We start from the raw sequence: 5,725 nt of genomic DNA on the forward strand, positions 1-5,725 counted from the left end.
ACGGGTGAGCGTGCGAACCGTCAGGCAACTGTTAAAACAAAACGGATTTTCCCGTCGGCAATCGCAGAAAAAGAAGTGAGCGTGAGCACGTAAGTCGATGGGCCAATGAGCAAGCTAAATGATGTTCGGCAGACGAAGTAAAACGGGGGCGATGAAGCCCCCGTTGTCGTTTTCAGAACGGGTCGTCGAGAGTCTGGTGCGGCGGCTGTGTTGGGCCGCTGTACCAGGGCTCGTGGTAACGCCGAATCTGGGTCGCGTAGGCGCGGCTGAACCACAGATAGAAGTCTTCGATAAAGAACTGCATCATGTAGGCGGCTTCGTCGGAGAGCTCAGGCAACGGCAGGTGTCGGGAGGCATCGGATGGGCGAGGTGGTGTTATGCGGGACATGTCATCGGGCTCCATTGAGTTGACGTGCTGGCGTGCGACGCGAGGACGACGTTGAAGGGGCAAAGACGTCGAAGTACAGCTTCTCATCGAGTTCGGGCAGTTCGCGCTGCGCGGCGGTGGAGAGCAACTCGTTGGCGAGCGTGGTGAGCACACGGTAGTTGCCGAGCGCATGTTCGCACAGCGTGTGGCGCAGCGGCGGCGTCATGAGCTGAGGAGCGCCGGCACTGACGAGCAGATGTTCGAGGCAGGCCTGCAGGTCGTCGGCCGACGCTTTTTCGGTGGCCAGCCGCGAACGGATGCGGCTGCCTAGAGGCAGCAGTTCATCGCGCCGCAGCTTGTCGGTCAGGCGTGTGTCACCGGCAAGGACGATGCATAGCAGGGGCTGCGAGTCGAAGCGGGCGCTAGCCATGAGCCGCAGTTCGTTGAGCACGCCGGGACTCATTTCCTGCGCCTCATCAATTAACGTTGAACATAACGTCAATCGACTAATGTGAAGTAGTCCGAGATGTTGAGTGTCGTAGATTTCCTCCTGCTCACCCGTCGAACTGCACGGCGCGGCTCAACATAACTGAACCCCGCAGGCGTATGGTGGTATTTCCGTCGGACGTTGATGGAGGCCACGATGCTTGAGCAAATCTTTCCCAAAGGTCAACAGCCTTACACGCAGTCACCCGTCACCAATGTGCTTGAGGACTTCGCCAATTGGCTCGTCGATGACGGCTACACATATAAGGGCACGGCGCTTCGCCGGCATCTTTTCCGTTTAAAACAGACACTCGAGGGTGCCGGCAACGTTACTGCCGAATCAAGGTTCTCCCCTGAAGACCTGGCGGCGCTATTTGCACTTCCGGCTGCAAATCCGCGGGCGGAGAAGCTGTATCGGCATACGCAGCACCGCTTCGAACGCTTCCTTTCGGCGCGAGGTCACTTGCTGCCCATCTCGCGCAATGATCGCTTCGCGACGTTACTGGATGCGTACCGGGACTCTCTGGTCAATCAGCGCGGCATGTCGCCGTCGACAGTCGGCAACCACATGCGTACGGCCACGACCTTCCTGAGCTACGCGGTTTCGCCAGATGCTTCGCTTGCCGAACTGTCGATGCAATCTGTGGATCGTTTTGTCGCTGTCTCGGGCGAACGCATGAACCGCCAGAGCCTGCAACAGGTGGTCGCGCATCTGCGCTCATTCCTCCTGTTCTGCCACGGCCGTGGTGACATCCGAGAGCGGATCGGTACGATCGACACACCGCGTACGTATCGTGATGAATTACCACCGCGCGCACTCCCGTGGCGCGGCGTTCTCGCGCTACTTCATTCCATCGATCGGTCAAGCATGGTTGGCTGCCGCGATCATGCCATTCTCTATCTCATGGCGCACTATGGTTTGCGGCCTGCTGAGATCACTGCTTTGCAATTGAATTCAATCGACTGGGTGCAAAGGACGTTGCTTGTTCACCAACGTAAGACCAGCTCAGAGCTTCTCCTTCCGTTGTCCGTTCACGCTACCCGCATACTCAAACATTATCTGAACTTCGGCAGGCCGGTTGTCCGCGGTCGAACAGACCTGTTTCTGAGGTCGCATAGGCCCGCAACTGCATTGTGTCCTACCGCGATCAACGAAATCTATAAGAGCCGTATGCTCGCGAGCGGATTGGCCCTACAAGGGAGTTCAGCCTACAGCCTGCGGCACGCCTTCGCCATGAGGCTATTGAACAGGGGCGTTGGCGTCAAGGCTATTGGCGACCTGTTGGGTCACCGGTCGCTGGAAAGCACTTGCGTTTATCTTCGACTACAAATGGAGGTGCTAAGAGAAGTCGGCCTGCCATTGAGTTCGGCAACCACGACCTTTCTACAGGAGAGCTCGTCATGAACCACTCCCAGACACCGCTCGATCTCGCTATCGAGCGCTATCTTCTGCACTGGCGAGCACTTGGCCGACGCTACTTCAAGGAAGAGCAGACTCTCCGGGCATTGAGTCGATTCCTGAATGAGCATGGCTTCAGCGACCTGACCAAGCAGGGCTTCGAGACGTGGTGCCAGGCATTCTCCTCCTTGCGAGGAGTCACACAACGACACCGGCAACTAACTGTGTGCAAGCTGTGTCGCTTCCGACAACGCACCGAACCAAAGTGTTTCGTTCCGGATCGACGTCGATTCACGCGGAGCAGCCCCCATGATCCTCCAGTTATCGTCTCCGGAACCGATGTGGCCCGGATGCTGGACGCTTGTGATCAACTTCGCGCCACCTGGCAATCCCCGCTTCGGCCAGCACTATGTCGCTTGGGGGTGGCTTTGCTCTACAGCGCGGGACTTCGTCGCGGCGAGCTCGTACGGTTGACCCTGGCCGATGTGAACGAGGCGCAAGGCGTGTTGCATATCCGCGAGTCGAAGTTCCACCGATCACGGTTTGTACCATTGTCGGAGGATGCGCGCGCGGAAGTTCACCGGTATTTGCGCAAGCGTTTGCAGGCGCAGTTCGACTGCGCGCCCAATGCCCCGCTGTTGTGCCACTGTGTCGCTGGGTTTCACTGCTATACAGGAGAAGGATTCCAGCACCTGTTCACGGAAGTGATGCGCTCGGCTCGCATTCAGGACGCTGACGGGCGCCAACCCCGCATCCTGGATCTTCGGCACAGCTTCGCAATTGGCGCCTTGCTACGCTGGTACAAGGAGGGGTCTGATGTGCAGACCAAACTACCCAAGCTGTCAATGTATATGGGCCACGTATCGATTGTCTCAACCGCACATTACCTTCAGTTGACACCCGCGCTTGCACAAGCCGCCAGCGAGCAGTTTGAGGCCGGCTTCGGCAGCCTGATTGATGGAGGCACATCATGAAGCCCGATCGATCCAACACCTTGGGCAGGGCGCTCGTTCGGTTCTTCCAGGAGTATTTGCCGAACTTGCGGGGCATGAGCTCTCATACGATCCACGGCTATCGCGATGCCGTTGTTCTATTCCTGCGCTTCGCTTCCGAACAAACCGGCCGTTCCGTGGAGGAGCTCGATATGGTCGATCTCAATGCCGAACAGGTGGCCGCGTTTCTGGATTTCCTGGAACGCGAACGACGTAACGGCATCTCGACCCGCAATGCCCGCCTCGCGGCGCTGCACTGCCTTGCCCATTTCCTCGCCGGTGAACATCCGGAATGCTTGAGCCAGTTGCAACGCGTTCTCGGTGTTCCGTTCAAACGCGGCACAACGCAACGTGCGATCGAATATCTGGAAGCCAACGAGGTCAAAGCACTGTTGTGCCAGATTGACCGTTCAACGCGTGCGGGCCAACGCGACTACACGTTATTCGCGTTGATGTTCAACACCGGCGCACGCGTCCAGGAAGTGCTCAATCTTCGCCGATGCGATATCCGGACGGAGCCACCGTATCAGGTGAGACTGCTGGGCAAGGGTGGCAAAGTAAGAACCTGTCCGATCTGGGCCAACACTGCTTCGCTTTTGCGCGATCTGTCGCGGACACTGCCGGATACACAGGATAGTCAGGCCACGCTGTTTCGCAATGAGCGGGGGGGCACGTTGACGCGCTTTGGAGTCGGCTATCTTCTCCGCAAATATGTCGCGGAAGCAACTACGACCGTTGACACGCTGCGCAACAAGCGCATTCATCCTCATTCGGTTCGGCATAGTACTGCTGTCGCGCTTTTGAAGGCTGGCGTTGACTTTGCCACCATCAGCCAATGGCTTGGGCATGCGAGCTTGAACACGACCATGGTTTACGCGCGCGCAGATCTCGACCTCAAGCGGCAGGCATTGACGCAGGTCTTTCCGGATGTTCTGGGAGCGTCGGTACCGGGACGACTAAAGCACGGATCCGCCGATCTTCTCGGATGGTTACGTCGGCTTTGAGGGCTTGTTATGTGGAGCGCGAAGCGCCCAATCAGCGTCTACACTTGATTTCCGCTTCGTGGCTTCACATCTCCGAGTACTTCACATTAGTCGATGAGTAGGATTGGACGTCGTCGCGTGCTCTGCAGGTGCGACATCCACCGGTCGCGCAGCGACCTGAAACCGCCCCAGCGGTTGTGCGGCTTCAGTTCCAGGCCGAAGATGTCGCCCATCTCGCGGTAGAAGTCGGCAAGATTGCTCTGCGGATGATTGATCGAGACGACCGTCAGATCGGTCAGGCGCTCGAGCTTCTCGGCCAGCACGCGCATAACCACGCTCTTGCCGGTGCCGGGCTCGCCGTGGATCATTGCAAAGCCGCCTTCGCGAACGAGCGCGTTCTCGATACGCCAACAGAAGTTCTCCACGCGCGGCGACACATACAGCGCTTCGAGGGGAAGCTCTGGCGAGAACGGGTTCCACTTCAGGCCATAGAGGGCTTGCAGACGCTGGCTCATGCCTCCTCCTGCCAGTCAGCGGGAATCCAGGCCGGGGGCAGCCCCGTCGCCGCATGTTCGGCGAGCAACTGGCGCAGTAGCGGCGCGATGCCGGGCGCACTGGCCGGTGGCTGCTCGACATTGATCACATCGAGTCGGCGGCGTTGACCATCGGCATTGGCGGCCTTGTCCAGCGGCCGCAGCGGGCACAGCACGGAGCCGCGGTCGGCATCGATGAGATCGACACGGCTCAGGTCCCAGCGCGCGTAGCGCAGCTGCACCCGCTCCAGGTGCCGGTAGGCCGACGGAATCTCCAAGCGCGTGCCGGCCAAGCTCACGGTACCATCTGAGCGCCGCTGGGCACGGGTGACGTCGATACGGAATGCTGCGCGCAGCGCATCGCTCGAGGGGCACTCGCGCCGCACATCGGGCCCGGCCAGGTAGCGTTTGAGCGGCGTTGCGCCGAGCTCGGAATGATGCGCGTGATGATATTCGCGCTCAATCCACGCGTGTGTAGCCTGATTGAGCAGTTCGAGCGAGAGGTTGGACTCGCCTTCGAGCATGGCCATCACGCGCCCTTCGATGCGCGCCCAGAACGTCTCCTGCTTGGCGTTCTGGTACGGAGAATATGGCAAGGTCGTCTGATGCAACACGCCGAGCGCAAGCAGCCCGGCTGTCGTTTCTTCGGCAAGCATTGCCGCACCGTTGTCGGTCATGAGGGCGCGTGGCAGGCCACGACGCTGAAACGCCTGACACAACCCATGGATCAGACTGCGTGCGGTCTCGTCGAGAAACCATTGCGCGTGACAGACGACGCGCGAGCGGTCATCGAGTACGCACAGCAGCATCGGCGTGATCCACTGGCCATTAGGCGTGAGCAGCTTGCGCGAGCCGTGATGGAAATCGAGATGCCAGAGCGCGTTGACATGCTCGACCTCGAAGCTGCGTACCTCGAGCTTCTCGAGGCGATCGCGGGCGAGCATCGCGCCGGTGCTCGTATGACG

The 5,725-nt window shown here is 59.5% G+C and carries 7 protein-coding genes; 3 read left to right on the plus strand and 4 right to left on the minus strand.

The annotated features are described in order from the left end of the window. Positions 1-172: 172 nt before the first annotated feature. The gene (locus AWB78_RS41220) at positions 173-388 is read right to left on the minus strand and encodes a hypothetical protein (RefSeq protein WP_062612895.1); all 216 of its coding nucleotides are present in this window, start codon (positions 386-388) and stop codon (positions 173-175) included. Between the two features lies 1 nt (position 389). Further along, positions 390-818: a hypothetical protein gene (locus AWB78_RS41225; protein ID WP_232478107.1), complete on the minus strand. Its 429-nt coding sequence runs from the start codon at positions 816-818 to the stop codon at positions 390-392. Between the two features lie 192 nt (positions 819-1,010). On the opposite strand from AWB78_RS41225, the gene AWB78_RS41230 reads away from it, so the two are divergent. The 3 genes from AWB78_RS41230 to AWB78_RS41240 are packed head-to-tail and all read left to right on the plus strand — an operon-like array spanning position 1,011 to position 4,248. After that, a complete protein-coding gene (locus tag AWB78_RS41230) occupies positions 1,011-2,258 on the plus strand; it encodes a tyrosine-type recombinase/integrase (protein WP_063959119.1) in 1,248 nt (415 codons plus the stop codon). Then, positions 2,255-3,226 (plus strand): tyrosine-type recombinase/integrase, encoded by a 972-nt coding sequence (locus AWB78_RS41235; RefSeq protein WP_062612897.1) that lies wholly within the window; start codon positions 2,255-2,257, stop codon positions 3,224-3,226. Before AWB78_RS41230 ends, AWB78_RS41235 begins: the two co-directional genes overlap by 4 nt. After that, positions 3,223-4,248: a tyrosine-type recombinase/integrase gene (locus tag AWB78_RS41240; RefSeq protein WP_062612899.1), complete on the plus strand. Its 1,026-nt coding sequence runs from the start codon at positions 3,223-3,225 to the stop codon at positions 4,246-4,248. The genes AWB78_RS41235 and AWB78_RS41240 overlap by 4 nt, the downstream gene beginning before the upstream one ends. Positions 4,249-4,334: 86 nt before the next feature. Here AWB78_RS41240 and AWB78_RS41245 read toward each other — a convergent pair whose 3' ends face one another. Both AWB78_RS41245 and AWB78_RS41250 read right to left on the minus strand, forming a co-directional pair. Continuing rightward, positions 4,335-4,742 (minus strand): ATP-binding protein, encoded by a 408-nt coding sequence (locus AWB78_RS41245; RefSeq protein WP_232478108.1) that lies wholly within the window; start codon positions 4,740-4,742, stop codon positions 4,335-4,337. Beyond that, positions 4,739-5,725, minus strand: a 987-nt coding sequence (locus tag AWB78_RS41250) for an IS481 family transposase (protein ID WP_062612903.1), incomplete at its 5' end; no start/stop codon positions are given. The genes AWB78_RS41245 and AWB78_RS41250, both read right to left, overlap by 4 nt.

Origin of the sequence: Caballeronia calidae, assembly GCF_900044055.2 — a bacterium.
Lineage (GTDB): Bacteria > Pseudomonadota > Gammaproteobacteria > Burkholderiales > Burkholderiaceae > Caballeronia > Caballeronia calidae.